Source organism: Streptomyces xanthophaeus, assembly GCF_000725805.1.
GTDB lineage: Bacteria > Actinomycetota > Actinomycetes > Streptomycetales > Streptomycetaceae > Streptomyces > Streptomyces xanthophaeus.
In genome coordinates, this window is the sequence record NZ_JOFT01000009.1 from 72,941 (window position 1) to 98,168 (window position 25,228).

Below are 25,228 nucleotides of genomic sequence, written 5' to 3' on the forward strand. Positions count from 1 at the left end.
CGTTCCGGATGCTCCGTCAGGCGATCAAGTGATCGAACTCGCCGTCCTTGATGCCCAGCAGCATGGCCTCTATCTCGGCAGGCGTGTAGACGAGCGCCGGGCCGTCCGGGTGCCGCGAGTTGCGCACGGCTACGTCGCCCCCCGGCAGTTTGGCGAACTCCACACACGAGCCTTGCGAGTTGCTGTGTCTGCTCTTCTGCCAGGTCAGCCCATACAAGGAAGCGAGTTCTGCAGCTGCCATCCCGTTGTACGCGTGGTCCACAGGAAGCCCCCGATAGTGCAGATGTCAACTGCACCGGATCATAGCTGTGTTCCTAAGCGCCTGCATGGGCAGATGCACGTGCACGCGGGGTGTCCCCCTGATCACGCTCAGGGGCGAAGGGCCTCGGACACCTCGTCCAGCGCACCCAGAATCTGCTCCGCGGCCCCCCGCAGGACACCCGGCCCCAGGGCCTCCCCGTCCGCCAGCAGGGCCCTGACCTCGTCCCACTGCGGCACCCGGCGCTCACGCACTTCCCTGGCCCCCTCCTCGGCCGCGGCGCCCAGTGCCCGCGCGAGCCCGGCGGCCCCCGGGGCCGGGGGCCGGTCCCGCTCCGGGAGGTGCGCCTCCAGGAGCATGGCGGCCCGGGCCAGCGCGCGCAGCGCGTCCCCGGCGTCCTCCGCCGCAGTGTGGGACAGCCCGCGGTGGCGCACCGGTTCCCCCTCGGCCCGGCCGAGTGCGTCCTGCCAGGCGATCCGGGCGTCGCGGGCGGCCAGCAGCGCCTCCCGCACGTCGGCCCGGCGGGCCCCGGCCGGATCGGCGTACTGGCCGAGCACGGCGGCCGCGTACCGCCCGTCGGCGGCGACCAGGTCGGCCAGGCGGGTGCGCAGCCGCGGGGTCTCCCAGGCCGGGTAGACGGCGTACGCGATCATCGCGAGCGCCCCGCCGACCAGGGTGAGGGCGACCCGGTCGGGCACGCTCTGGTCCCAGCGGACCCCGCCCATGCCGAGCAGGAAGACCACGTAGGCGGAGACGCATCCCTGTACGACGGCATACCCGGTGCGCATCAGCAGGTACATCAGGCCCGCGCTGACGACCGCGAGGACGCCCGACAGGTACGTGCCGGGCTGGGCGAGCTGGACGACGGCGGTGGCCACGGCGACGCCGACGAGGGTGCCGGCGAACCGGGCGACGGCCCGGGCGTAGGTCTGCGAGAAGTCCGGGCGCATGATCATGACCGATGCCATCGGGGCCCAGTAGGCGTGCCCGAACGGCAGCGCGTGGCCGATGACGTAACCGGCACAGGCCACGACGGTGAGCCGCACGGCGTGCCGCAGCACCGGTGACCCGGGGTGCAGTTCGGCCCGTACGGACCTCAGGACCAGCGGCACCATCCCCGGCAGGGTGGGCCGCAGCATCGATTCGCCCGGGTCTGCGGTGCGGCCCGACCGGGGCTCGGCCGTCTCCAGTACGTCGTCCAGCAGGGCGGCGAGCCGGCGCGCGGCCCGCAGCGGCGCACCGGTCAGCAGGTCGGCCGTGTCGGGGGACTTGAGGACCGCCAGCTCCGGCGCGGGCAGGCGTACGGGCTGCCCGTGCCGGATCGCCCGCGCGGCGGCGTCCAGCACCGAGGCCGCGGCGGCGAGCACCTCCCGCACACGGTCCCGGCCGGGGCCCTCGGCGGGCGCCCCCACGGCCGGATCGGCGAGCGAGGCCAGCACCGGCCTGATCCGCTCGGCCAGCCCCCGCGCCCCGTGCAGTTCGGCGGGCCGCCGCCGGGCCTGGCGCGGGGTGACGGTGGCGGCGGCCCGGGCCTTCATCAGGGGCTGCGGGTCGAAGGGCGCGAGGTGGTCGTGGCGCAGCCGCCGGGCGTAGTCGGCCTCCGCGGCGAGGGCGTCGGCCAGCGCGTCGCGCTGGGCCCCCCAGCGGCGGACGGGGAACAGTACGACGAGCAGCGCCTGGAGCACCCCGCCCGCGGCGATCATCGCGGCGTGCCCGGCGGCCTGGGCCACGGAGGTGGGCAGGGTGACGGTGACCAGCATGATCGCGACGTTGCTCGCGGCGATGATCCCCGCAGTGGGGCCGGCCGCCCACAGCAGGCCGGCGGCGAAGGTCCACACGGCGAGCAGGGCCAGGAACAGCACCGTGTGGGAGGAGCCCACGAGGTAGCCGACGAAGGTGGACAGGGCCAGGGTCAGGCCGGAGGCGAGGGCGAGGACGGGGCGCGGGCGCCAGCTCTGCTGGAAGGTGGCGATGGCGGCCATGAAGGCGCCGAAGGCGCAGCTGGCCGCCGACCCGGGCCCCAGCAGGGCGAGTCCGCCGAAGAGGGCGAGGGCGAGACCGGCCGTGGCGCGCAGCGCGACGAGGAATTCCGGACGGGTGCGCTCGACCTTCATGCCCGATCGGGCGGTGTCCTTCAGCGCCCGGAGCCAGCTCATGGCGCCGAGCGTAGCCGTTTTCAGGACTTCTTCAGATTTGTCCTGCACCCGCCCGCGGCTGTTCCATAAGCCGGATCATCATCCGAAAGGTGGAACGCCCATGCTCCGCAACGCCGTCCAGCCCTGGCACCTGCTCATCCTGCTGGTCGTCTGCCTGCTGGTCTTCGGCTCGAAGAAGCTGCCCGACATGGCCCGCTCGCTGGGCCGCTCGATGCGCATCCTGAAGTCGGAGACCCGGGCCCTGCGCAGCGAGGACGCCCGCGACACCCCCTAGACCGGCAGGGAGGCGGCCTAGCCCGGCAGGGAGTTGCGGCGGCCGCCCATGTGGGCGCGGTCGGCGGCGGCCGTGCCGTCCTCCCAGCCCGCGTGGTCGGTGGCGCCGCGCAGCCGGGTGGTCGTGGTCCTGGGGAACATCTCCTCGGCCCGGGAGGTGACCGCGACGTCGCGGGCCACCAGGGCGGGCAGGTTGTCGGGGGCCTCGGTGGCCGTGTGCTCGGCCGTCTCGGCGAGCCGGTGCCCCAGGCGGCTGGCGTAGGCCAGCAGGAAGGACTGCCGGAAGGTCTTGGTCCGCTTGCGCCCGCCGGAGCGCTGCGCGGCCTCCGCGCGGGTCATCGCCGCCGTGCCCTGGACGAGCAGCGAGGTGTACAGCAGCTCCACCGCCTCCAGGTCGCTCTCGAAGCCGACCACCGTGGAGAACTCGAAGCCGCTGTTCCACACCGCCCGGCAGCGGTTGGCGGTGGCCACCGCGTCCAGCAGCACCGCCTTCGCCTCCTCGTACGGCGGCTCGACGCCGATCCGGCAGGCCCCCGGCACCCGGGCCGGGCCGCCTCCGCGTACGGCCAGCAGGGCCTCGTCCACGGTGTGCCGGGCCATCAGTTCCTGTGCCTTGGCGCTGAGCGCCTCCGCCTCCTCCGGGAAGGTCGTCGCCTCGGCCTTCGCGAGGAGGGCGCGGATGCGGCCCAGCATGCGCGGCTCGATGTGGGCGTGTTCGAGCGGGTCGGCGGGGTCCCCCGGAAGCGGGCCGACCGGTTCGATCGAGGGCAGCCGGATCAGCAGCCGGAACACCTCCAGGAAGGCGGTGGCCAGCGTGAACCGGTCCGTTCGTTCGCGCTGCGCGAGCCGGTCGGCGTACGCGGTGTCCGCGCCCCACCAGACCTCGGCGTCCGTCCACCGCTCCGGGAGCCGGGCGTAGCGGCGCCCCTCGGCCGCGATCAGGTCCGCGGTGATGCGCAGGTGCCGTTCGGCGCCGGAACCACCGGCGCCGCCCGCCGCGGAGGCCCCGCCCAGGTCCCGGCGGACCAGCCGCAGCACGTCGGCCGGCTGCCAGCCCCGCTCCCAGCCCTGCCGCGCGTACCCGGCCCCGCGGGCCAGCAGCTCCTGCCCCACACCGGCCCACTGCGCGGGCTCGGCGGCGAGGAGCGAGGCCCCGGTGTCCAGCCCGGTGTCGTCCTGGGCGTAGAGGGCGGCGGCGAAGGCTCGGTCGACGGTTTCGGCAAGGTCTCTCACACCCCTCAGCTTGGCATGTCCGCCTTCGCGTCCCATTCCTGGCGGGCGGCCTCGATCTCGGGGCAGTGTGCGAGGGACCAGTCCGCGAGGCCCCGCACCAGCAGCGTCAGGCTGTGGCCGAGGCCGGTCAGCGCGTACTCGACCTGCGGAGGGACCGTCGGGTACACGGTCCGGGTGATCAGCCCGTCCCGCTCCAGGCGTCGGACCGTGAGGGTGAGCATCCGCTGCGAGATCCCGTCGACGGCGCGCTGGAGCTCCCTGAACCGGTGCGTCCCGGCGGCGAGCTGCACGACCACGAGGACCGACCACTTGTCGCCGCCGGTCGTCCCGGCCTTCCCGACCGTACGGAGGACCTCCCATGCTCCTGATCACCGGCACCTCGGGCGCGCTCGGCTCCCTGATCGCGCAGCGGCTCGCGGACCGGCCGGACGTGCGCTTCGGCACCCGCGACCCGGACGGACCCGGGCAGGTCCGGGTCGACTTCGACGATCCGGACTCCCTCGACTTCACCGGAGTGGACACGCTCCTGCTCGTCTCCGCCGGATACGGCGAGGACGACGAGGTCATCGCCCGGCACGGTGCCGCGGTCACCGCCGCCGAACGGGGCGGGGTGGGGCACGTCGTCTACACCAGCCTCTCGGCGGCGGGCGACCACCTGCCGTACGCGCTGGCGCACCGCTGGACCGAGCGCCGCCTGCGCGAGTCCTCCCTGGCCTGGACCGTCCTGCGCAACGGCCTGTACGCGGAACTGCTCGCCGCGCTGGCCGCGCCCGGGCCGGACGGGCTGATCACCGCCCCGCTGGGCGGGGGCAGGCTCGCGGCGGTGGCCCGGGAGGACCTGGCCGAGGTGGCCGTACGGGTCGTGCTCGCGCCGCACGAGCACGCCGGGCAGGTCTACGAGCTGGTGGGCGAGGAACCGCTGGGCGGGGCGGAGCTGGCCGCAGCCACCGGCGCCCGGTACGCGCCGGGCTCGCTGGCCGGGACCCGCGCCGGGCTGTCGGGACCGGGGTCGGTGGGCTACCAGGTCCCGATGCTGGTCACCACGTACTCGGCCGTCGCGGCGGGCTTCCTCGCCGCCCCGGACGCCGGCACCCTGCGGCGTCTCCTGGGCCGCGCCCCCCGCCCCGCCCTCGCCGCCTACCTGGCCGCCCTCCCGGCCTGAACGGGCGGCGCACCGGCGGCCGCCGCCACGGCACGGCCCGGCCCGGCCCGGCACCACGGACCGGTGCCACGGCCCGGCGGAGCGGTGCTGTCAGACCTCGGTGGGACACTCGCACCCATGAGCGACCGCACGCCCCGGTGGGCCCTCGCCGAGGACGGCGACGGCCGCTGGCACGCCGCGCCCGTGGACCCCGCGGACGGGGTGCGCACGCTCGCGCGCGACCCCGCCGAGGCGGTGCGCGCCGCCCCCGCCGGAGCCCGGTGGGTGTGGCGGTCCACCGCCGCCGTGTACCCGCGGCTGCTGGCCGCCGGGGTGCGGATCGAGCGGTGCCACGACATCGAGGACGCCGAGCTGCTGCTCCTCGCCCACGAGGGCCGCTCCGGGGAGCCCCGGTCCGCCGCGGCCGCGTGGGCGCGGCTCAACGGGGACCCCGTACCGCCCGATCCGCCGCAGCGGGCGGCCTCGCCCGGCACCCAGTCCTCGCTGTTCGACCCGCAGCCCGCCCCGGTCCCGCTGGACGCGCTGCTCGCGGTCCACGCCGCCCAGACGCGCCGGATCGACGCCACCGCCCACCCCGACCGGATGCGGCTGCTCATGGCCGCGGAGTCCGCGGCCTTCCTGGTGGCCGCGGAGATGAACCGTGCGGGCCTGCCCTGGCGGGCCGACGTGCACCGCGCCCTGCTGACCGAACTGCTCGGCGAGCGCTACGCCGGGGGCGGGGAGCCGCGCAGGCTGGCCGAGCTCGCGGACCGGATCTCGGCCGCGTTCGGGCGCCGGGTGCGGCCCGACCTGCCCGCCGATGTCGTCAAGGCCTTCGCCGAGGCGGGGATCAAGCTCAGGTCCACCCGGCGCTGGGAGATCCAGGAGCTCGACCACCCCGCCGTCGAGCCCCTGATCGAGTACAAGAAGCTCTACCGCATCTACACCGCCCACGGCTGGAGCTGGCTCGCCGACTGGGTCCACGAGGGCCGGTTCCGCCCGGAGTTCATCCCCGGCGGCACCCTCACCGGCCGCTGGGTCACCAACGGCGGCGGGGCCCTGCAGATCCCCAAGGTGATCCGCCGGGCCGTCGTCGCCGATCCGGGCTGGCGGCTCGTCGTCGCCGACGCCGACCAGATGGAGCCCCGCGTGCTCGCCGCGATCTCCCGCGACCCGGCCTTCATGGAGGTGGCCGGGCGGCCCGGGGACCTCTACACCGCCGTCTCCCGCGAGGGCTTCTCCGGCGACCGGGAGAAGGCCAAGATCGCCGTGCTCGGCGCCGTCTACGGCCAGACCTCCGGGGACGGCCTGAAGAACCTCGCCGCGCTGCGCCGCCGCTTCCCCCGCGCCGTCGCGTACGTGGACGAGGCGGCCAGGGCCGGGGAGGAGGGGCGGCTCGTACGGACCTGGCTGGGGCGCACCTGCCCGCCGCCGGCCCGGGCCGGCGGCGAGGACGAGGACGGGGGCGAGGCCGGTGTCCCGCAGGACCGGGACGAGGCCTGGACGCCGGGCTACGCCTCGACCGACACCCGGGCCCGCGGCCGGTTCACCCGCAACTTCGTCGTCCAGGGGAGCGCCGCCGACTGGACGCTGCTGCTGCTCGCCGCCCTGCGTCAGGCCACCGCCGGAATGCGGGCCGAGCTGGTCTTCTTCCAGCACGACGAGGTGATCGTGCACTGCCCCGCCGAGGAGGCCGAGGCCGTCGCCGAGGCGATCCGCGCCGCCGGTGACCGGGCCGGCCGGATCGCCTTCGGCGACACCCCGGTCCGGTTCCCGTTCAGCACGGCGGTCGTGGAGTGCTACGCGGACGCGAAATAAACACATGACTGTGGCTCAGCGGCCCATCTTGTCCTTCCAGCGCGGGCTCAGGGCGATCTCCTTGAGCTGCTGCACGGTCAGCACCGGCGCCGTACGCGTCGCCGGGCCGCCCCGCTCCAGGGAGTTGTAGCCCGTCACCGTGATGCGTACGCCGTTGGACCGCACGGTGTCGATGCGCCAGGCGACCACGCCCTTGGCGTCGGCGGGCCCCTGGGTCACCTTCGCCATGACCCCGTTCGGCTCGGAGGTGGTCCCGGAGGCGAATTCGCTGCCGGGGGATTCGCCCGGGCCGTACTGCCGGATCCGCAGCTCGATCCGGGAGGCGCCCTTGCCGTCGTCGAGCACGACGTGGGCGTCGCCGCCCTCGCCGCCCGAGTCCGCGGTCGGGACCCCGTACTTGCGCACCAGGATCTCCAGCCCGGACTTGGCGTCGAAACCGGGCTCCGGGGTCCCGGGCTGGTTCTCCGTCGGGGCGGGCGGCAGGTCGTCCAGGGCGGGGCGCCACTTCTCGGAGGTGACGAGCGCCTTCATCCGGTCCATGCTCAGCGGCGGGTCGGTCCTGCTGACCTGCGCGCCCTTCTCGGCCGGTGCGTTCCATTCGGACGCGTCCACGAGGAAGCCGTGCGGGGTCGCCAGCGTGGCCCGCCAGGCCTTGGTGGGCTCCCGGCGGTCGGGGTACTCGTAGCCCTGGATGAGCAGCAGCCGGGAACCGTCCGCGAGGACCTCGGACGTGCAGCCGTCGTGGTCCACCTGCTTGCCGTCGGGGCACTTCGTCATCTCGGTGGCCATCTGGCCGGCGGGGTCGATCCGGGTGAGGCTGACCCCGATGGCCGCCTTCCCCTTGCCGTCGTCGAAGACCCCGCCGACGTGCGGGCCGCGTTCGTCGCCGGTTCCGCGCGCCTCGACGGTCGTCAGCCGGCCGCCCGGCGTCAGCTCCTTGAGGACGGCGATCAGCTGCTCGGCGGTGACGGCCCCGGTCCCGACACGGGACGCCCCACCGCCCGGCTGCGCCGTCGACAGGCCGGACGGGGCCGCCACTTCGGCCCGTCCGGAGCCGCCGAGCAGCCCCGTGGTCCAGGCACCGGCCGTACCGATCACGGCCAGGGCGAGCACCGATCCGCCGATCACAGAGGCCCGGCGGCGGGCCACCAGCCGGCGCCCGCGCCGTTCGCCCGCGTCCACGAGGGCGTGCCGGTCGGCCGTGAAACCGTCCCCCGCACGCCGGAGGGCTTCGCCGAGTTCATCTTCAAAGGGCATGGGGAACCAGACCTTCCGTTCAGAGGTGAGGAGAGGGACCGGGCAACACGGCGGAAGCGGAGGACCGGGAACAGGCGCAGAGGAGCGCAGGGGCGCGGAGCGGCGCGGAGGGCTGACTCACAGCTCCGCGAACTCGGCGAGGCTCCCGCCGAGTTGTTCGCGCAGCCGGGCGAGCGCCCGCGACGTGCGGGTACGGACCGCCGCCGAGCTGACGTTCATCGCGTCGGCGGTCTCCTCGACGCTGCGGTCCTCCCAGTAGCGCAGCACCAGCACCGCACGGTCCTTCGGCGCCAGCCGCCCCAACGCCTCGATCAGCGTCAGGCGCAGCGCCGGATCGGCGCCGCCGGCCGCCGCGCCCGTGTCGGGGAACTCCCCGACCGGGCGCTCCCCCGCGGACCGGCGGCGCTGGTGGGTGAGGAAGGCGCGTACGAGCACCGTCTGCGCGTACGCCGCCGGATTGTCGATGCGCGATATCCGGCCCCAGACGAGGTACATCCGGCCCAGGGTCTCCTGCACCAGGTCCTCCGCGAGGTGGGTGTCCCCGCTCGCCAACAGGCAGGCCGACCGGTACAGGTGCCCCGACCGTCCCGCCGCGAACTCCCGGTACCCGTCTCTGCGACCCTGCCGCATCTGCTCCCCCTCGCGTCCGTCTCACCCCATTGACGCGACGGCTGCACGGGAATGTTTCACCCGTCCGACGAAGCTGCTCAGCCCAGTTCGTGGAAGTACAGGTGGAACCCTTCGCGGACGAAGCCCTCCGCCTCGTACAGGCCCTGCGCGATCTCGTTGTCGTACGCCGTCTCCAGCTGTACGCCGGCCACTCCGGCCGCCCGGGCCCGGTCCAGCACCTCGCGCAGCAGCGCCCGGCCCGCGCCGGTGCGGCGGCCGGCAGGGGCCACGTACAGGTCGCCCAGGACCCAGATCGGCCGCATCGAGAGGGAGGAGAAGGTGCGGTAGACCTGCGCGAAGCCGACGGTTCCCGCCTCCGGGACGTCGGCGAGCAGGACCAGGGACTCGTCCTTCGCGATCCGCTCCGCGAGGAAGGCGCGCGGACGGTCCGGGTCCGGGGCGACGTCCACGCCGTAGAAGCCGAGGTAGCCGGTGAACAGCCCGGCCGCCGTCTCGACGTCCGCCTCGCCTGCGACGCGCACCACGACCCCGGGGGAGCCGGGGTCCGCCGCCGTACCCGCGTCCTGCGCTGCCGTCCGACCGTTCATGCGTCTCTCCTCGTGTCCGCCCGTGGGGGCCGGGACCATTGTGCGGTCCGGGGGCGGGGGCGGGGAGGATCGGGGCCGACAGGAGCGGGGCCGGGGGTCAGTGGCTGCCGGTGACGGGCTGGGCGGGCAGCCGGAAGATGTGGTCCGGGCTCACGATCTTGGTGATCGCCTCGCCGAACAACGAGCTGGGCTCGGCGCCCTTGTAGGCGATGTCGGTGTTGAGCAGGACCACCATCGTGGCCTGCGAGCCGGGCAGGTACACGGTCAGCGACTGGTAGCCGGGCAGCGAGCCGTTGTGCCCGATCCAGCCGTCGACGTCGAAGATGCCGAGGCCGTAGCCGGTGTCGGGGAGATCGCCGGCCGGGGTGGTCTTCAGCCGCTGGGCCTGGGTGGCCGGGGTCAGGAGCTCGCCGGTGGCGAGGACCTTCGCCCAGGTCCTCAGGTCGGCGAGGTCGGAGATCATCGCGCCTGCGGCCCAGCCCCAGGACGGGTTCCAGTCGGTGGCGTCCTCGGTCTTCCCGGTGGCGGTCTGGTTCGTGTAGCCGTGCGCGTGCGGGCTGGGGAACTCCGCGCCTAGGGGGAAGACGGTGTTGCGCAGCCCGGCGGGTTTGACGACCTCCCGGCCGATGAATTCGGCCAGCGGCACGCCGCTCACCTTCTCCACGACGAGGCCGAGCAGGATCAGGTTGGTGTTGCAGTACTCGAACTGCGCGCCGGGCGCGAAGTTCACCGGGTGCTTGAACGAGTAACCGAGCAGTTGCTGCGGAGTGAACTGGCGGCGGGGGTCGCTGGTCAGCGCCTTGAAGAAGTCCTCGTCCTGGGAGTAGTTGAACAGCCCGCTGCGCATCCCGGCGAGCTCGCGCAGGGTGATCTTGTCCCCGTTGGGGACTCCGGCGACGTACGTGCCGATCGTGTCGTCCAGGCCCAGCTTGCCGTCGTCGACGAGCTCCAGCACGGCCGTCACGGTGAAGGTCTTCGTCTCGCTGCCGATCCGCATGAACAGGTCGGGCTCCATGCGGGCGCCGGTCGCCACGTCCGCCACGCCGAAGCTGCGCTCGTACTCGCCCCGGCCCGGCGCCGACACGGACACCATCACCCCGGGCACCTTCGCCTCGGTCATGACCTTCTGCACGGCCGCGTCCAACTGCCGTGCCACCTCGGGCGTCAGCCGCGCGAACTCCCCGTCGCCCGGCGTCGGCGTCACCTTCGGTGCCGCGACGGCCACGTTGAGTGCCCCTTCCCCGGCGGGGGCCCCGGGCGCGACGCCGCCCAGCGGCACCATCACCAGCCCCGCGACGACCGCCCCCACCGCCGCCCTGCGCAAGCGTGTCGACATGGCCGGCCTCCTACCGCGTCACACCGCCGGAACCTCATCCCAACGTAGCCCCACCCCCACCCCCCAGCGACCGCAAGGCCCGTACCCCTCCAGGCCCGCCCCTGGCCGGGACGCCCGCGGATTGTGGTTACGGGCAGTCAGCATGCCAATCCGTTGATCACTCTTCGTAGTGGACCGGCGTCCGGCACAGCACCCCGCACCGACGAGCAGGAGTTCCGGTCATCGGACAGCAGACACACTCCGCCGGAAAGGGTCACCCATGGGCAAGCTCCGCCCAGCCAGGATCATCACCGCTCTCGCCGCGACGGCCGGTCTGAGCGTCTTATCGCCCCCGCAGGCGCATGCCACCGCCATCGGCTCGACGCCCGTGGCCACCTTCGACTACCAGGTCGGAGGCGTCACGATGAAGGTCCCGACGGGCTGCATGTTCACTCATGTCATCCGGGGCGGAGGCAAGACCATCACCTACCAGAACGCAGGCGTGGACTGCGGATTCGTCGGAGCGCTCAACGCCGGCTTCTGCAACTGGCGCATCGACTTCACCTATGCGGACACCGACAACAAGACCTACCGCACCTCCCGCGGCAAGACGCACACCGAGTGCAAGATCAACCCGATGCGGGACAACGCCCCGCAGAAGCTGCCCCGTTACGGCAAGGCCTGCGCCCACATCCACGTGAACGGTGTCCGCCGGGCCGCCCAGTGCCACCACATCACGAAGTGAGCCGCGCATGAGCACCGAGCCCGCTCCCCGAGACCCCGTCCGCCAGGCCCGGATCCGTCGCGCAGGCCTCGCCGCCTTCCTCCTCGGCGCCGCCGCCTCGTTCGCCTTCTTCGCCTTCTTCCCCGGGCTCCCGCACGTCATCGACTGGGGCGCGATCCTCGTGTCCCTCGGCGTCGGCGCCCTCGCACGCTGGGCCTGCCGGAGCCACCTCGCACGCCGCCGGGCCCACTCGGGCTGACCGTGCGGCCCGCGGGCCGCGATGCAGTCGGGAGGGCCCAGGTCACCGGACCGGGGTCCTCTTCTGCGCGCCCCGCCCCGCACGAAGCCCCCCCCCAACCCCGCCCCGAGGACAGGTTCTCCGTGCGGGGTGGAACCCGCCCCTGGGCGGGGGTGTCCGGGGGCGGCGGTCCCTAGCGTTCAGGGGGTCAAGATCAGTACGGATCGGCAGGGCGCGAGCCCCGTCGTCCATGCACGAAAGGTGTGAGCCACATGGCGAACCCGAACGTCGGCATCCTCGAAGAGATCACCGACCAGAACCTCGACGCCGTCAGCGCCGCCGGTCAGGGCTGGGGCACGGTCATGTCCTCCCTGAGCTGCTACGGCGCCAGCTACGTCCTGGGGAACAACGGCAACTTCTGCACTGCCACCGCTGAGTGCCAGAACAACTGCAAGTGACCGAAATGGCGCCGGGACCAACCTCCCGGCGTCACCTCATCTCCCCGCCCTGGACCCAGCATTCATGAAGAATCACGACGATTCACACGGCACGCCCGACGCAGTCTCCGACGCGCTGCGGACGTACCTTCCGGAGCTGACCTCCCCCGAGCTCATGGAGCGCGTCGCCGACCGGCTGCGCGACGCCCATGCCGCTGACGGCGCCCAGGGCGAGAAGCGGCGGCCCGGTCGCCCCGCCGACTACGACCCGGCCCTCGACTCGGCCGGCCTGTTCCACGACTACTTCACGCACTTCGTACGGCCCTGGGCGGACCTCGTCCGCGAAGCCGTCGAGGCGTCCCCCGTCCTGGCGGCCACGAACACCGTCGTCGACGACTTCGTCGTCAACCAGACGGGCCTCGCCTCGCGGCTGATGATCCGGACCCTGGTCGAGGAGCTCCACGAGCGCCGCGCCGCCGGCCTCCTCGACGGCTCCACCCCGCAGGAGCGGTACGCCGCCTTCCGCCGCTGGACCAACAGCGACGCCGGACACGACGCCCTGCTCGCCGCCTACCCGCACCTCTTCCACCTGGTCGACTGCCGGGTGGAGGCCTCCGCACGGTACGTCCTCGGCCTGCTCGGCGAAGTCGCCGCCCACCACACCCGGTTGAGCGCACTGCTGCCCGGCGGCGGCCCCGCGCCCGAGGTCGAGCGGTTCTCCCTCGGCGAGGGCGACACCCACAACGGCGGCAAGTCCGTCGCGCAGGTCGTCTTCACCGACGGCAGCCGCGTCCTCTACAAGCCGCACCCCATCGACGCCGAGGCGGGCTACAGCTCCTTCGTCTCCTGGATGAACGAGCGGCTCGGCACCGACCTGCCGACCGTCGCCGTCGTCCCCACCGCGCACGGCGGCTTCGTCGAGTTCATCCCGACGCAGGAGTACGACGGGGAGCAGAAGGACTACTTCGCCCGCATCGGCACCGTCGCGGGCATCCTCTTCCTGCTCAAGGCCACCGACATCCACTTCGAGAACGTGGTGTCCTGCGCCGCCGGGCCGGTCGTCATCGACACCGAGACCCTGCTGTCGCCGCGGCTGCGCGCCCCCGAGGCGTACGACGACGGCGCCGCCTCCTCCCTCGGTGCGCTCGCGCTCCGCGAGTCGATCATCGGCTCGGGTCTGCTGCCGCTCGTCGTCCGCGCCGGGGACGACGACCACGGCATGGACATCGGCGCGATCGGCTACGACACCGGCCAGCGCGCCCCGTACAAGTCGCTCAGCCTCCAGAACGGCGGCCGCGACGACATGTTCATCGGCATGGTCACCACGGAGACCACCGCGGCCAACGCCAACCTCGCGGTGCAGCGCGCCACCCAGCTGGCGGTGACCGCCCAGCGCGACGTCATCAAGGCCGAGTTCCGCCGGGTGCTGGAGTACGCGGCGGCCCGCCCGGACGAGGTCATGGGCGCCGTCGAGGAGTTCCTCGGCGACGTGGAGTTCCGGCACGTCAACCAGGCCACGATCTTCTACACTCAGCTGCTGCGGATGGCGACCCACCCGAGCGCCATGGCCGACCCGCTGGTCCGGGCCGCCGTGCTGAACCGCGTCGTGCTGCGCACCGACGACTGCCCCGACATCGCCGACGAGGAAGTCCGGCAGATGGCCGAGGGGGACGTCCCCTACTTCTCCTACTCGGCACGGGGGTGCGCCCTGTACGCCCACGGCCGGGTGGTCCGGGCGGACGCGCTGGCCGAGCCGCCGCTGGAGACCGTACGGGCCCGGATCCACGGCCTCGACGAGGACGTCATCGCCCGCGAACTGCGGCTGATCGACTACTCCTTCGTCAACAAGCTGCCCACCGAGCGGGAGAAGACCGGCTTCGTGCCCGTCCGCCCCGCCGGCCGGCCCGCCCGGACCGTCGACCGGGCCCGGCTCGTACGGGAGGCCGAGCGGATCGGCGACCGGCTGCTGGCGACCCTCGTCCGCAGCACCGACCCCCGCCACCCCGCCACCTGGATCGCCCCGCAGGTCACCACCGACTCGCAGAGCCAGTGGAGCCCCGGCACCCTCGGCTACGACCTGTACGGCGGCAGCCCCGGCCCCGCCCTCGTCCTGGCCGGCCTGGCGCGCGAGACCGGACGGCGTGACTTCGCCGACGGCGCCCGCCGGGTCCTGGACCCGGTCGAGGAGCAGCTGCGCGGGGGGCTCCTCGCCGAACAGGGCGTCTCCGTCGGCGGCATGACCGGCATGGCCGGCACCGCGTACGCCGTCGCCGTGGCCCGCGAGCTCCTGGACGAACCCGACGGCGCCCGCCTGGGCGAGCTGGCCCGGGAACTCGCCCGCTGCTCCGGGGCCGAGGTCGGCACCGACTACCTCAGCGGGATGGCCGGCGCCCTGACCGTCTGCCTGTCCCTCTTCGACCGCACGACGGACCCGGCGCAGCAGGCGGCCGTCGGCCAGGCCGTACGGACCGTGGCCGCCGCCCAGGTACGGGCGCTCGGCGGCCCCGGCCTCGGCCTGGACGACGCCTCCGGCGCCCGCGTGACCCCGTACACCGGCTACGCGCACGGCGCGATGGGCATCGGTCCCGTACTGGTCGGCTACGGCACCCGGTTCGCCGATCCCCAGGTGCGCGAGCTGGGCCTGCGGATCGTCGGCGCGGTGCTCGACGCGTACGACGCGAGCGACCGCGACTGGCCGCGCGTGTGGGGCGAGCCGGAGCGCTCGTACGGCTGGTGCCACGGCGCGCCCGGGATGCTGCTCGGCGCCCTCACCGTCGCCGACCACGCGCCCGGCGCGGTGCCCGCGGACGTCATGGCCCGGCTCGCGGAGCTCACCCTGAGCCGCGGCTTCGGCAACAACCCGACGTACTGCCACGGCGACCTCGCCAGCGCGGAGGTCGTGGCCCTCGGCGAGCGCAAGCTCCCCGGACTGTTCGGCGAAGGCGTCGACGACCTGTACCCGCGCCTGTTCGGCGAGGTCGTCGAGCGGTACGAGCAGCGGTCCGACACCAAGTACGCGTACTCCAACAGCCTCATGGTCGGTGAAGCCGGACTCGCCTGGTCCGTCCTCCACCACCTGGACCCGGAGGTCTACCCCTCCCTCCTGCGCTTCTCGTAGCGCACCCCGATCGAGGCTCGTCCGAGCCTTGCCAAGAAGAGCACCACCGAAGGAAAGGAACCGTCATGGGCAACATCGCCATGAACGACGCCACCGGTTACGTCTCCGCCGACGAGCTGATCGAGCTCGCCGACGCCCCGGACGCGCTGGCGGCGGGCTTCACGCCCACCATCATCCCGGCCACCGCCATCTCCACCGTCATCGTCGGCGGCAGCGCCGCGCTGCAGGGCGGCTGCCCGACGAGCGGTTGCACCAAGCGCTGCTGACCGGCTGATCCGGCACGGTACGGGCGCCCCGGAACTGGTACTTCCGGGGCGCCCGCCCACCCTCAGCATCCCACCACCCACCCCGACCCGAGAGCAGACCGTGTACCTGAGCGACGCATCCCTCGAAGAGCTGGTGAAGCGCATCACCGAGGAGCGGGCCGACGTATTCGGCGCCTTCTACACCCCGTACCTGAGGGACTGCGCGCAGCACATCGCCAGGTTTGCGCAGGACACCGCCGCGCAGGACGCCGCCGCTGAGGGCGGGGCCGCCCCGCACGACGCCGTCGACATCGAGGCCGTCGCCGAGTCCGTGCTGCGTTCGCTCATGGGGCGCTGCATCGAGACCGGGGTCCGGACCCTGATCGCCTCCTTCCACGCGGAAGGCGGCGGCTACGAGGCGTTCCACGCCCGGGTCGCAGGGGAGCAGGGCCGCGGCGAGGTGCTCGCCCGCTTCCCCGAACTGGACCGGCTCCTGAAGCTGGTCACCGCCCGCGCGGCACGGACCGCCACCGAGGTCCTGAGCGCCGCCGCCGCGGACCGGCCGGAGCTGACGCGCCTCCTGGGGATGCGCGGACGCATCGACTCCGTCACCCCCGGCCTCGGCGACTCCCACCGTGGCGGCCGCACCGTCTGCCTGGTGACCTGGGACGACGGCACCCGCGCCGTGTACAAGCCGCAGCAGGACAACTGCCAGCAGCTGCTCTCCACGCTGCGTGCGATGCTCGACGCGGACGGGGAGTTCTTCGGCCCGCTGCACCCGCGGTCGATCGTCCGGCCCACGCACGTGTGGCAGGAGTTCATCGAGCGGACGGACCTCGACGACACCGCCGCGGGCGGCGCGTACTTCCGCCGTTTCGGCCGGGCCGCCGCGCTGCTCAGCATGATCGGCGCGACCGATCTGCACCACGAGAACATCATCGCCGTGCCCGGCGGGCCCGTGGTCATCGACACCGAGACCCTCGTCTCCCTGCCCAACGGCATACCGGAGAACGGCGCCTCCGCGCAGGTCTCGCTCAATCTGGACGTCGAGCACTCGGTGCTCAACACCCTTCTCTTCCCGGCCCGTTACGCGGGCGCGAAGCTGGACGTCGACATCTCGGGGATCGGCTGCGTGCAGGCGGGGACCTCCGAGCAGCTGCAGTCCTACATGATCGTGGACGCGGGCACGGACGACATCCGCTTCGACCGCAGCCCCGTCGTCGTGGAGCACGGCTCCAACATGGCCACGGTCGCCGGCGAGCCCCTGGACCCCCGCAACTGGGTGGACGACATCACCGCCGGGTACTCGGAGGCCCGCGCCCTGCTGGAGACCCACCGGGAGCCCATCGAAGCCGCCGTGCGGGACTCCCACGACTGGGCGGTCCGCCAGGTCGTCCGCCCCACGTACGTGTACGCGCGCTTCCTGGAGGCCTCGACCCACCCCGTGCACCTGGAGAGCTCCGCGGCCCGGGCCGAGCTCCTCGGCAATCTGCCCAAGCAGTACCGGGGCGCCGCCACGGACTCGGCGGACGCCGTGCACCGGGAGGAGGTGGCCGCCCTGCTCGACCTGGACGTGCCCTTCTTCACGGTGGACTGCGACTCCGGCCTGCTGCGGGGTAACGGCGCTTTCGGCGCCGAGGAGATGCGCACCACCTCGGGCACCACGCCCCGCCAGTCCGCGCTCGCCGCGGTCCGCTCCTTCTTCGCCCGCCCGCCGGAGCGCGATCTGACCTACGTGCGCTACGCGCTGGCCGGCTCCGCGGACGACGTCTGGGACGTCCGCCGCACCTCCCACCGCACGGCGTTCCCCGATCTGGCCGACGCCGGAGCCTTCCACCGCTCGCTCCGCGACCTCGTCGTCGGCGAGGCGTCCGCGCCGACCTGGCTGCTGCCGCGCCTGCAGGGCGACGGGCTGCGGCTGGGCGGCGTCAACGCCCCGCTCTACGACGGCGGCGGCCTGCTCCTGCACCTCGCGCAGGTGGAGGCACTGACCGGGGTCTCCCCGCTCGGTGTGGACATGGAGGCCGCCTCCCGGGCGGCGATGCATCCCGTGATCGCACCGGACGGGACCCCGCTGTCGATGTCCCCGTTCACCGGGATCCTGTCCGACCTGGTCACGGACTGGGAGATCCGCCGGATCCGCACGCCCGCAGCTCCGTTCGTCGCCGGCCCCGCACCCCGTCCCGTACCGCAGCCGCTCGACGTGGACGCCCTCACGGCGGCCGACTTCGACTACCTCAACGGATACGGCGGCCACCTCGTCCACCTCGCCGCCCACCTGGAGCACGGCGCCCCCGAGCTGACGGGCGTGGCCCCCGAGCTGCTGCTGCGGCGGCTGGTCGCGGTGGACGGCGACCCCGAAAGCCACTCCGGCGAACTGGGCCTGTCCCACGGCCGGTTCGGGCGGATCGCCGCCATGAGCGCCATGGTCGCCAAGGGACTCGACGGCGGCAGCGGAGCCCGCGGGCACCTGGAGCGGTTCGCCGACGCCTACCTGCGCCAGCGCTGGCAGGACGACAGCCTGCGCGACCGGGCGAGCGGGAGCGGCTGGTGCAAGGGGTACGCGGGCGTGGCCCTTGCGGCCGGTGAGCTCCTCACCGCGCTCGGCGAGCCGGCCTCCCGGATCCGCGGCGCCCTCGCCCCCGAGGTGGAGCGGGTCGTCGGCGGGGACCTCGGCGACGACATCAGCTTCTGCCACGGCGCGGCCGGCCGTATCGCCGTCCTGTGCACGCTGGCCGACCGCTTCGCGTGGCCGGAGCTGCGCGACGAGGCGGCCGCCCTCCACACCGCCTTCCTCGGCCGCCACGCGGACGGCGGCTGGACCTGCGGCATCGGCACCGAGCCGCACCTGCCCTCCTTCTTCCTCGGCCTGTCCGGCTGGCACCACGCCCGCCTGATGCTGGACCACCCCGGAGCCACCCTTCCCGTCAGTCTCGGAGGCCGCTGATGGCCATGCGCACCCGCAGGGCCCGCAGGGTCCGGGAGGTCCAGCAGTTCGCCCAGTCCGAATGCGGCCTGTGCTGCATCGCGATGGTGCTGTCCGCACACGGTTCGCGCGACTCGGTCGCCGCGCTGCGGCGCGAGCACGAGGTGGGCCGTGACGGGCTCACGATCAAGGAGATCGCGACGATCCTGCGCGGCCGCGGCTTCCAGGTCCGGGCCTTCAAGGCCGGTGCGAACCGCCTCGGCCAGCTGGCCATGCCGCTGATCGCGTACTGGGACGACAGCCACGTCGTGGTCGTGGAGGAGGTCACCGACCGCCACGTCGTCGTCGTCGACCCCGGCAACGGGCGGCGCAAGTACGAGATCGCGGAATTCGAGGAGCACTACTCGGGTCTCGCCCTGGAGGCGACGCCCACCGCCGACCACCAGCCGGTGCGCCACCGCGAACCCAGCGTGTGGCGGGAGTTCCTGCGCTCGCTGAGCGGGGCCCGGCGGCCACTGGTCCAGGCGTTCTTGATGTCGCTGCTGCTCTACTCGTTCACGATCTTCATGCCGATCGCGACGCAGTACGCGGTCAACGACTACGCGGGCTATCTGGAGAAGGCTCCGATCGCGCTGGTCCTCGTGGCCTTCACGGTCCCGATGGCGGTCTTCTTCGTCCTGTCCCTGCTGCGGACGGTGTGCCTGGCCGCGGTGATCCGCGGCCTGGGCGAAGCGATGATGGGCAGGACGTTCAAGAGGCTGCTCGACCTGCCGTACAAGTACTTCGCCAACCGGTCCCAGGGCGAGCTGTACTACCGGCTGTCCAGCATCGCGTCCGTACGGGACATGATCTCCAGCCAGATGTCGGTCGTGCTCCTCGACCTGGGCAGCCTGATCGCGATCTTCAGCTACATGTTCTACCGCTCGTTCACACTGGGCGCGGCAGCCTTCTCCGTCTTCCTGGTCATGCTCGTGGTCGCCGTCTCCACCTACCGTCCGATCCGGCGCATCACCGAGCGGGAGATCAGCGAGACCGCCAAGTCCTCGTCCATCCAGATGGAGGCGCTGTCGTCCATCGAGACCCTGAAGGTCTCCGGGATGACGGACACCTTCTTCCAGGACTGGAAGAAGGTGTACTCGGCGGGCATGGAGCAGACCCAGCGCCGGATCGTCCTCCAGGGCGCGGCGAGCAGCGGCTACTCCGTGTTCCAGGTGTTCGGGCCGCTGCTGGTCCTCGCCGTGGGGCTGTGGCTGGTCCTGCACGGCAAGCTGGACCTCGGCTCCGCGGTGGCCGCGCAGACGCTCACGGCCACCAGCCTGGGCATGGTGATGTCGCTCTCCGGCGCCTTCACCCAGCTGATCACGGCGAACGCGCAGGTCGCCCGGGTCGGCGACATCCTGCACCAGCCGGAGTCCAAGGGCGCCTTCGGCGACCGGCCGGCCGTGATGCGGGGCGCGGTCTCGCTGCGGAAGGTGACGTTCTCCTACCCGGGTGCCCAGTCGCCCGCGCTCAAGGACATCTCCTTCGACGTCAGGCCCGGCGAACGGGTCGCGATCGTCGGGAGTTCGGGCTCCGGCAAGAGCACGCTCGGCAAGCTCCTCATGGGGCTCTACCCGCTCGGGTCCGGCGACGTGGCCTACGACGGCGTGTCCCTCGGCGAGATCGATGCCGAGACGTTCTACCGGGGCGCCGCGTACGTCCCGCAGGACATCGTGCTGAGCAACCGCAGCATCGCGGAGAACATCCGCTTCGGCGTCCCCGACGCCTCCATGGAGGCCGTGGCCGAGGCCGCCCACCAGGCCCACGTCCACGAGGACATCGCGGCGATGCCGCTCGGATACCACACACCGGTGCGGGAGATGGGCGGCAGCCTCTCCGGCGGCCAGCGCCAGCGCATCGCCCTGGCCCGGGCCCTGGTCCGCCGTCCGCGGGTGCTCGTCCTCGACGAGGCGACGAGCGCACTGGACACCGTCACCGAGTCCAGGATCGCCGCCGCGCTGGACCGCCTGGAATGCACCCGGATCGTCATCGCCCACCGGCTCTCGACGATCGTCAACGCGGACCTCGTGGTCGTCCTGGAGCACGGCCGGGTCGTCCAGACCGGACGCCACGGGGAACTGATGCTGGAGCCCGGCCCCTACCGCGAACTGATCCGGTCGCAGGTCGACCTGAAGGCGGTCTGAACCGTGTCCCACCGAGGAGATGAGGAGCAGGTGGAGGAAGAGAAGTACGTGGTCTCGGTCCGGGGACTGCGCAAGGAGTTCCGGGGGACCAGAGCCGTGGACGGCGTCTCGTTCGACGTGGCGCGCGGGCGGATCACCGGTTTCCTCGGCCCCAACGGCGCCGGGAAGACCACGACCCTGCGGATGCTGCTCGGGCTGACCCGCCCCACCGAGGGCACGGCGCACCTCTGGGGACGCCCCTACCGGGAACTGTCCGCCCCCACCCGCAGGGTCGGAGTCGCCCTGGACGGCGCGGCGTTCGTCGGCGGCCGCACCGGACGCAACCACCTGAGCTGCTACGCGCAGGCCGCGGGCTGCGACGCCGGGCGGATCGGCCGGCTGCTGGCGGACGTAGGCCTGGAAGGGGCCGCGGACCGCCCGGTCGGCGGCTACTCGACCGGCATGAAGCAGCGGCTCGCCCTCGCCGCGGCGCTCCTCGGCGACCCGGAGCTGCTGATCCTGGACGAGCCCAGCAACGGCCTCGACCCCGAAGGGATGCTGTGGCTGCGGGAGTTCCTGCGCGGCTTCGCCGCATCGGGCAGGACGGTGCTGCTCTCCAGCCATCTGCTCGGCGAGATGGAGCAGACCGTCGACGACGTGCTGCTCATGCACCACGGGCGGCTGCTGTGCAGCGAGCCGCTGAGCGGACTGCTGGAGACGGACGGACGTCTGGAGTCGGCCTTCATGCGTCTGACGCACGCCAGGAACGGAGCAACGGTATGAGCACGGGCATGGCCACCCACCTGCGGTCGGAGCTGCGCAAGCTCACCACCACCAAGCTGTGGTGGATCCTGCTCCTGTGCATGGTCGCGGGCAGCGCGGGCCTCACGGCCCTGGTCGTCTTCGGTGGCCTGAACGCCCCCAGGAGCCCGCTGAGTTTCGACTCGGCGCAGGACGTGGTCCCCGCGTACAACCTCTCGGTCGCGATCGGCTACGTCTTCCCGCTGGCCATCGGGGTCGTCATGGTCACCCAGGAGTACAGCTCCCGGACGATCACGGCCACGCTGCTGTCCGAGCCCCGCCGGATCCGGGTGTACGGCGCCAAGGCCGTCATCGGCCTCGCCGCGGCCTTCGTCTACGGGGCCGTGGCGGTGGCGGCGAGCGCCCTGGTCACGGCCGCCCTGCTGGCGGGCCACGGCAAGCAGGCGCACCTCGCGGACCCCGCGGTGCTCGGCGCCCTCGGCGGCAGCGTCGTCGTGATGACGCTGTGGGGCGCGATCGGTGTCGGCGTGGGCGCGCTGGTGCGCAACCAGGTCGTGGCCATCGTCGGCATCCTGCTGATGACCCAGTTCGTGGAGCCGACGCTGCGGATCATGTCCTCCGCGATGGGCCACCCGGGACTGGGCAACCTGCTGCCGGGCGGAGCGGGCGACATCGCCGGCGGCGGCACGATCATGACGGCTGCGGCCGATGCGCAGGACGCGACGCAGGCACTGGGCTTCTTGGTGCTCGCGCTGTACGCGGTGGCCGTCGGGGCGCTGGGCGGCCTGCGGTTCGCGCGCTACGAAGTGGCTTGATCCGGCCGTAAGCGGAACGCCGGGCCGCCCCCGCCTTGCCGTGCAAGGGAGGGGCGGCCCGGCGTTCCGTTTAGCGCTCCGCGGGGCAGCCGGTCAGCCCCCGTTGCCGGCCCGCTCGCTCTTCTTCATCATGAGGTTGACGCTCGCCAGAACCATGGCGAGCAGCAGCGGAATGATGATTCCGGTGGGGTTGTCCCCGAAAAGCGGCGCGACGAGCGCAAAGACCAGCAGAATGCCGACCGGGGTCCAGCGCAGGGTTTCCTTCTTGTTCGCCATCATGGGCTCCTTCTGTTCTTTCTCAGCGGGCAGCGGGCAGGCGCCCGGGCATGCGGGCCGCGAGCTGGCTCCGGTCCCGGAACCCGGTCTTCTGCAAAATGTTCGACATGTGGAATTTCACCGTGCTTTCTGCAATGTAGAGAGCTCCGGCGATTTCCCCGTTGTTCATTCCCTGACTCACCAGGGAGACGACCTCGGACTCGCGGGCGGTGAGCACCGGATCGCGGTGGCGCACACGCAACGGCGTGTGCGCCACCGCCTGTGCGGCCGGGTGCGCCGCCGTCCGTGCGGTGGTCTGCGCAGCGGACTGTGCGCCGGCGTGAGCGGCCGCTCCGGCGTGCGGGCCCCGCAGCAAGGGCCGTACCAGCGTGGGCGAAATCCAGCCATGCCCTGCGGCCACTTCCTGCACGGCTTCCAGGAAGGCCTCGTCCAGATCGTCGAGGTCGACGATCGCCCGTACGTCGGCCCTGACGTCTCCCAGGTGGCGGACGTCCGTGCCGTAGGTCAGTGCGGCAACGGGCGTCGGGTCCTGTACCTCTTCGAGCCGGTCGATGTCCACGACCAGGACGTCGCAGGGCGCAATGGCGTGGATGTCTTCGACCTCCACCGCATTCCAGCCGCTCCCGGCGAAAAGCCGGGTGAGTCGTCTCCTCAGGGACATTCTGGCGACAATGAGTCCGACGGCTATACAGTCGGCCCGAACTGTTGATTCCTCAACTATTTGACGGCGAACCATCGATTTCCCACTTCCCCCGTGTGCAGCCTTGCGGCAGCCCCGTTCAACACGCGTCGCGATCCTAGCTTTCGCAGGTTAACGGCTGCAACTGACAGAGCACTCAAAGGCAAATGCAGGTAACTGCCAGCCATCCGTGGGGGTAGGACCCCCGCCGAGCGGCGGGGGTCGAAGCGGAGGAATCTCCTCCTGTCGGAGGAGAACATCTCGCTTTCCGTACCTTCCGAATTCCCGTCAGACGGGGAAATCGGCCCGGACCAGGAAACCGCCCCCGTGCACGGTCCCGGAACGGAACGTGCCCCCGAGAAGCTGCGCCCGCTCCCGCAGACCCACCAGACCGTGCCCGCCTCCGGGCAGATCGACAGGGACACACGAACCGTCGGACGCCGTATTCCGGATCTCCACGCGCAACCTGCCGTCGACGGGCCGGATGCGGACGTGCACCTCGGCCCCCGGCGCGTGCTTGCTGACGTTGGTCAGCGCCTCCTGGACCGTGCGGTACGCGGCCCGCTCCACGGCCTCGGGCCAGCCGCCGGGCGCACCCGGGGCGTCGAGGCTGACCTGGAGACCGCTGTCCCGGGTCAGCGCCGGTATGTCGGCCAGGCGCGGCTGCGGGGCGAGCTCGGCGCCGGCGCCCCCGGCCGCGCGCAGCACCCCCACCATGTGCTGGAGCTCGGTGATGGTCCGCACCGAGAGCTCGCGGATGACCCCCGCGCCCTCCCGGACCGCGGCGGCGTCGGGACCGCTCACCTCCAGCGCCCCCGCCTGCAGGCCGATCAGGCCGACCTTGTGGGCGACCACGTCGTGCATCTCGCGGGCCAGCCGGGCCCGCTCGGTGGCCAGCGTCCGCTCGGCGAGCAGCCGGTGCTCGCGTTCCCGGCTCTCGGTGACCTCCCGCAGCCGGTCGCGGCGCAGCCGCGCGGACCGGCCCAGGAGGACGGAGCCCGCGCCCAGCACGCAGGAGTCCAGCGCCGCCAGCAGCGTCTCGCGGTCCAGGGCGAGCTCCGTGGCGCCGTCGACCGGGTAGTGGAGGAACTGCGCGAGGGCGACCACCACCGCGCCCGCGCCCGCGACGACCGAGCTGCGGCGCCGGTCCGCGAGGCAGTACAGGGCGATCAGCGGAGCGAAGGCGATGTAGCCGAGGTACAGCCCGGGCAGCCCCGCGACCAGGGCCAGCTCGGGCAGGCGCGTACGCAGGAGCAGCGCGGCGGCCGCCCCGAGCGCGACCCACAGGCCGGGCCCCGGCCCCGGCCCGTTGACAACGATGCCATCGACGACGGCGACGCCCACGGGCAGCGCGGCGGCCGCGGCCCGCCGCAGGCACCGACGGGTCACGGCAGGTCCCCCGGGATGTCGATCATGCCCGCGCGGTCCGCGACGACCGCGGCCTGGACGCGGTTGAGCCCGCCGAGCTTCGCCAGCAGCGAGCTGACGTGGTCCTTGACGGTCCCGTGGGAGAGGGAGAGCCGCCGGGCGATGTCCCGGTTGGAGAGCCCCTCGCCGACCAGGGCCAGCACCTGGCGCTCGCGCTCGGTCAGGCACTCCACCCGCCGCGCCGCGTCACCTTCCCGGCCGGAGGCGAGGTACCCCCGGATGACCGCCTCCGCGGCCTCCGGCGCGAGGATCTTTCCGCCCGTCGCCAGCACCCGTACCGCATGGACCAACTGCTCGGGCGCGGTGTTCTTCATGAGTAAACCGGCCGCCCCCGCCCGCAGGGTCTCGTCCATGTACTCGCCCGCTCCGAAGGTGGTCAGCATCGCGACCACCGGAGCCGACGGCAGGGCAGCGACCTGCCGCAGAACGGTCAGACCATCCACATCGGGCATCCGGATGTCGAGCAGCAGCACATCGGGACGGTGGACCCGCACGGCCTCCAGGGCCTCGCCCCCACCACAGCCGACGACCACTTCGATGTCCCCGGCGGACCCAAGGATCAACTGGAGCCCGGATCGGACCAGTTGCTCGTCGTCCACGACGGCGACCCGAATCACCATGCGCTCCTTCATGGGCCCGACCGAGAGTGACCGAAGGATACGACAGTTCGACGAACACCCTCACGAGCCCGCCGCCGCCCCGCGGGCATGAAAAAGCCCCAGGTCACGGCGAGTGAGTCCTGGGGCTGA

General features: G+C 72.8%; 22 protein-coding genes and 2 pseudogenes. 12 read left to right on the plus strand and 12 right to left on the minus strand.

What is annotated here, in order from left to right:
• Window positions 1-16: 16 nt before the first annotated feature.
• Window positions 17-262: a DUF397 domain-containing protein gene (locus IO30_RS0101590; RefSeq protein ID WP_031138424.1), complete on the minus strand. Its 246-nt coding sequence runs from the start codon at window positions 260-262 to the stop codon at window positions 17-19.
• A 107-nt stretch (window positions 263-369) separates the two neighbouring features.
• Window positions 370-2,415, minus strand: coding sequence for an FUSC family protein (locus tag IO30_RS0101595; RefSeq protein WP_031138426.1), 2,046 nt, complete (start codon window positions 2,413-2,415; stop codon window positions 370-372).
• 100 nt (window positions 2,416-2,515) lie between these two features.
• On the opposite strand from IO30_RS0101595, the gene tatA reads away from it, so the two are divergent.
• Window positions 2,516-2,689, plus strand: coding sequence for a Sec-independent protein translocase subunit TatA (gene tatA / locus IO30_RS0101600; protein WP_031138428.1), 174 nt, complete (start codon window positions 2,516-2,518; stop codon window positions 2,687-2,689).
• Between the two features lie 17 nt (window positions 2,690-2,706).
• Here the strand turns inward: tatA and IO30_RS0101605 are convergent, their stop codons facing one another.
• Together IO30_RS0101605 and IO30_RS0101610 are read right to left on the minus strand one after the other, a co-directional pair.
• Window positions 2,707-3,921, minus strand: a complete 1,215-nt coding sequence (locus tag IO30_RS0101605; RefSeq protein ID WP_031138430.1) for a DUF2786 domain-containing protein — start codon at window positions 3,919-3,921, stop codon at window positions 2,707-2,709.
• Window positions 3,922-3,926: 5 nt separating this feature from the next.
• Window positions 3,927-4,238: pseudogene (locus tag IO30_RS0101610) on the minus strand (winged helix-turn-helix transcriptional regulator); the annotation flags it as partial.
• 41 nt (window positions 4,239-4,279) lie between these two features.
• Here IO30_RS0101610 and IO30_RS0101615 point away from each other — a divergent pair.
• Together IO30_RS0101615 and IO30_RS0101620 are read left to right on the plus strand one after the other, a co-directional pair.
• Complete coding sequence (locus tag IO30_RS0101615; protein WP_031138435.1) at window positions 4,280-5,083, plus strand: NAD(P)H-binding protein; 804 nt, start codon at window positions 4,280-4,282, stop codon at window positions 5,081-5,083.
• 117 nt (window positions 5,084-5,200) lie between these two features.
• Entirely contained in the window at window positions 5,201-6,880 is a 1,680-nt protein-coding gene (locus IO30_RS0101620) for a bifunctional 3'-5' exonuclease/DNA polymerase (protein ID WP_031138437.1), read from the plus strand.
• Window positions 6,881-6,895: 15 nt separating this feature from the next.
• Here IO30_RS0101620 and IO30_RS0101625 read toward each other — a convergent pair whose 3' ends face one another.
• The 4 genes from IO30_RS0101625 to IO30_RS0101640 form a co-directional block, all read right to left on the minus strand.
• A complete protein-coding gene (locus tag IO30_RS0101625; protein WP_031138439.1) occupies window positions 6,896-8,137 on the minus strand; it encodes a hypothetical protein in 1,242 nt (413 codons plus the stop codon).
• A 117-nt stretch (window positions 8,138-8,254) separates the two neighbouring features.
• Window positions 8,255-8,767: a SigE family RNA polymerase sigma factor gene (locus tag IO30_RS0101630; RefSeq protein WP_031138441.1), complete on the minus strand. Its 513-nt coding sequence runs from the start codon at window positions 8,765-8,767 to the stop codon at window positions 8,255-8,257.
• A 77-nt stretch (window positions 8,768-8,844) separates the two neighbouring features.
• A complete protein-coding gene (locus IO30_RS0101635) occupies window positions 8,845-9,354 on the minus strand; it encodes a GNAT family N-acetyltransferase (RefSeq protein WP_051901778.1) in 510 nt (169 codons plus the stop codon).
• Window positions 9,355-9,451: 97 nt separating this feature from the next.
• Window positions 9,452-10,690: a serine hydrolase domain-containing protein gene (locus IO30_RS0101640; protein ID WP_031138444.1), complete on the minus strand. Its 1,239-nt coding sequence runs from the start codon at window positions 10,688-10,690 to the stop codon at window positions 9,452-9,454.
• 259 nt (window positions 10,691-10,949) lie between these two features.
• On the opposite strand from IO30_RS0101640, the gene IO30_RS0101645 reads away from it, so the two are divergent.
• The 9 genes and pseudogenes from IO30_RS0101645 (at window position 10,950) to IO30_RS0101685 (ending at window position 22,096) form a co-directional block, all read left to right on the plus strand.
• Window positions 10,950-11,414 carry a hypothetical protein gene (locus IO30_RS0101645; protein ID WP_031138446.1) on the plus strand — a complete coding sequence of 155 codons (465 nt, stop codon included), beginning with the start codon at window positions 10,950-10,952 and terminating at the stop codon, window positions 11,412-11,414.
• Between the two features lie 7 nt (window positions 11,415-11,421).
• The gene (locus IO30_RS0101650; RefSeq protein ID WP_031138448.1) at window positions 11,422-11,652 is read left to right on the plus strand and encodes a hypothetical protein; all 231 of its coding nucleotides are present in this window, start codon (window positions 11,422-11,424) and stop codon (window positions 11,650-11,652) included.
• 239 nt (window positions 11,653-11,891) lie between these two features.
• Window positions 11,892-12,089, plus strand: a pseudogene (locus IO30_RS0101655) (plantaricin C family lantibiotic); the annotation flags it as partial.
• A gap of 64 nt (window positions 12,090-12,153) precedes the next feature.
• A complete protein-coding gene (gene lanM, locus IO30_RS0101660; protein WP_031138452.1) occupies window positions 12,154-15,186 on the plus strand; it encodes a type 2 lanthipeptide synthetase LanM in 3,033 nt (1,010 codons plus the stop codon).
• 65 nt (window positions 15,187-15,251) lie between these two features.
• On the plus strand, window positions 15,252-15,452 hold the full coding sequence (locus tag IO30_RS0101665) for a class II lanthipeptide, LchA2/BrtA2 family (protein WP_031138453.1): 201 nt from the start codon (window positions 15,252-15,254) through the stop codon (window positions 15,450-15,452).
• 100 nt (window positions 15,453-15,552) lie between these two features.
• Window positions 15,553-18,378 (plus strand): type 2 lanthipeptide synthetase LanM, encoded by a 2,826-nt coding sequence (gene lanM, locus IO30_RS0101670; RefSeq protein WP_031138455.1) that lies wholly within the window; start codon window positions 15,553-15,555, stop codon window positions 18,376-18,378.
• Window positions 18,378-20,540 (plus strand): peptidase domain-containing ABC transporter, encoded by a 2,163-nt coding sequence (locus IO30_RS0101675; RefSeq protein ID WP_199920974.1) that lies wholly within the window; start codon window positions 18,378-18,380, stop codon window positions 20,538-20,540. Before lanM (IO30_RS0101670) ends, IO30_RS0101675 begins: the two co-directional genes overlap by 1 nt.
• 30 nt (window positions 20,541-20,570) lie before the next feature.
• Complete coding sequence (locus IO30_RS0101680) at window positions 20,571-21,302, plus strand: ABC transporter ATP-binding protein (RefSeq protein WP_234321527.1); 732 nt, start codon at window positions 20,571-20,573, stop codon at window positions 21,300-21,302.
• Complete coding sequence (locus tag IO30_RS0101685; RefSeq protein WP_031138461.1) at window positions 21,299-22,096, plus strand: ABC transporter permease; 798 nt, start codon at window positions 21,299-21,301, stop codon at window positions 22,094-22,096. The genes IO30_RS0101680 and IO30_RS0101685 overlap by 4 nt, the downstream gene beginning before the upstream one ends.
• Before the next feature lie 93 nt (window positions 22,097-22,189).
• Here the strand turns inward: IO30_RS0101685 and IO30_RS0101690 are convergent, their stop codons facing one another.
• From IO30_RS0101690 to IO30_RS41605, 4 genes are all read right to left on the minus strand, one after another.
• Window positions 22,190-22,372 carry a hypothetical protein gene (locus IO30_RS0101690; RefSeq protein WP_234321528.1) on the minus strand — a complete coding sequence of 61 codons (183 nt, stop codon included), beginning with the start codon at window positions 22,370-22,372 and terminating at the stop codon, window positions 22,190-22,192.
• Window positions 22,373-22,394: 22 nt separating this feature from the next.
• Window positions 22,395-22,979 carry a helix-turn-helix transcriptional regulator gene (locus IO30_RS0101695; protein ID WP_031138465.1) on the minus strand — a complete coding sequence of 195 codons (585 nt, stop codon included), beginning with the start codon at window positions 22,977-22,979 and terminating at the stop codon, window positions 22,395-22,397.
• A gap of 360 nt (window positions 22,980-23,339) precedes the next feature.
• A complete protein-coding gene (locus IO30_RS0101700) occupies window positions 23,340-24,440 on the minus strand; it encodes a sensor histidine kinase (protein WP_051901780.1) in 1,101 nt (366 codons plus the stop codon).
• Complete coding sequence (locus tag IO30_RS41605) at window positions 24,437-25,096, minus strand: response regulator (RefSeq protein ID WP_031138469.1); 660 nt, start codon at window positions 25,094-25,096, stop codon at window positions 24,437-24,439. The genes IO30_RS0101700 and IO30_RS41605 overlap by 4 nt, the downstream gene beginning before the upstream one ends.
• Window positions 25,097-25,228: the final 132 nt, after the last annotated feature.

Coding starts and splice junctions, on each gene's coding strand:
- IO30_RS0101620 (WP_031138437.1), top strand. CDS start 5,201: ATGAGCGACCGCACGCCCCGGTGGGCCCTCGCCGAGGACGGCGACGGC.
- IO30_RS0101690 (WP_234321528.1), bottom strand. CDS start 22,372: ATGGCGAACAAGAAGGAAACCCTGCGCTGGACCCCGGTCGGCATTCTG.
- IO30_RS0101650 (WP_031138448.1), top strand. CDS start 11,422: ATGAGCACCGAGCCCGCTCCCCGAGACCCCGTCCGCCAGGCCCGGATC.
- IO30_RS0101595 (WP_031138426.1), bottom strand. CDS start 2,415: ATGAGCTGGCTCCGGGCGCTGAAGGACACCGCCCGATCGGGCATGAAG.
- IO30_RS0101685 (WP_031138461.1), top strand. CDS start 21,299: ATGAGCACGGGCATGGCCACCCACCTGCGGTCGGAGCTGCGCAAGCTC.
- IO30_RS0101625 (WP_031138439.1), bottom strand. CDS start 8,137: ATGCCCTTTGAAGATGAACTCGGCGAAGCCCTCCGGCGTGCGGGGGAC.
- IO30_RS0101645 (WP_031138446.1), top strand. CDS start 10,950: ATGGGCAAGCTCCGCCCAGCCAGGATCATCACCGCTCTCGCCGCGACG.
- tatA (WP_031138428.1), top strand. CDS start 2,516: ATGCTCCGCAACGCCGTCCAGCCCTGGCACCTGCTCATCCTGCTGGTC.
- lanM (WP_031138452.1), top strand. CDS start 12,154: ATGAAGAATCACGACGATTCACACGGCACGCCCGACGCAGTCTCCGAC.
- IO30_RS0101630 (WP_031138441.1), bottom strand. CDS start 8,767: ATGCGGCAGGGTCGCAGAGACGGGTACCGGGAGTTCGCGGCGGGACGG.
- IO30_RS0101635 (WP_051901778.1), bottom strand. CDS start 9,354: ATGAACGGTCGGACGGCAGCGCAGGACGCGGGTACGGCGGCGGACCCC.
- IO30_RS0101640 (WP_031138444.1), bottom strand. CDS start 10,690: ATGTCGACACGCTTGCGCAGGGCGGCGGTGGGGGCGGTCGTCGCGGGG.
- IO30_RS0101615 (WP_031138435.1), top strand. CDS start 4,280: ATGCTCCTGATCACCGGCACCTCGGGCGCGCTCGGCTCCCTGATCGCG.
- IO30_RS0101675 (WP_199920974.1), top strand. CDS start 18,378: ATGGCCATGCGCACCCGCAGGGCCCGCAGGGTCCGGGAGGTCCAGCAG.
- IO30_RS0101665 (WP_031138453.1), top strand. CDS start 15,252: ATGGGCAACATCGCCATGAACGACGCCACCGGTTACGTCTCCGCCGAC.